The organism is Chryseobacterium sp. c4a (genome assembly GCF_009900745.1).
Taxonomy (GTDB): Bacteria; Bacteroidota; Bacteroidia; order Flavobacteriales; family Weeksellaceae; genus Chryseobacterium.
Map to the genome: position 1 here is coordinate 1 of NZ_WXVU01000055.1, position 514 is coordinate 514.

Sequence of the window (514 nt, forward strand, 5' to 3'; positions counted from 1 at the left end):
GGGAATAACGATAATAGAATAATGATAAGGAATAGATGGTGGTGGTTGGTGGTGTACTCCCTAAAGTATAAAGCAAAAAAAAATCCTCTATCTTTCGATAAAGGATTTTTAAAAATAAAATAAAAACTGGCGGCGGCCTACTCTCCCGCGTTAGCAGTACCATCGGCGCTGGTGGGCTTAACTTCTGTGTTCGGAATGGGAACAGGTGAGCCCCACCGCTAAAACCACCCTAAAGGTTGTATATAGCATCTGGCTTTTTGCTGCTGGCTTTTGGCTCTTTTGCCAATCGCTAAATGCTTTATGCCAATTGCGTTTTTAAGCGATAAAAACTTTCACAAAGACAAAACCTTTACTGCGCATAAAGTACTTGTCTATTTATATTATAATTTTAGATATAGCAACCATAGGCTATAAATCTACGGGTAATTAGTACTACTTGGCTATGACATTACTGTCTTTACACCTATAGCCTATCAACGTCGTCATCTACAACGACCCTTAAAAGATGTCTCAT

At 38.9% G+C, this 514-nt stretch carries 2 rRNA genes; both read right to left on the reverse strand.

The features are described 5' to 3' along the window. Positions 1 to 124 precede the first annotated feature (124 nt). Positions 125 to 232: ribosomal RNA gene (gene rrf / locus GTR01_RS24450) — 5S ribosomal RNA — on the reverse strand. Between the two features lie 173 nt (positions 233 to 405). Continuing rightward, a 23S ribosomal RNA gene (locus GTR01_RS24455) occupies positions 406 to 514 on the reverse strand; the annotation flags it as partial.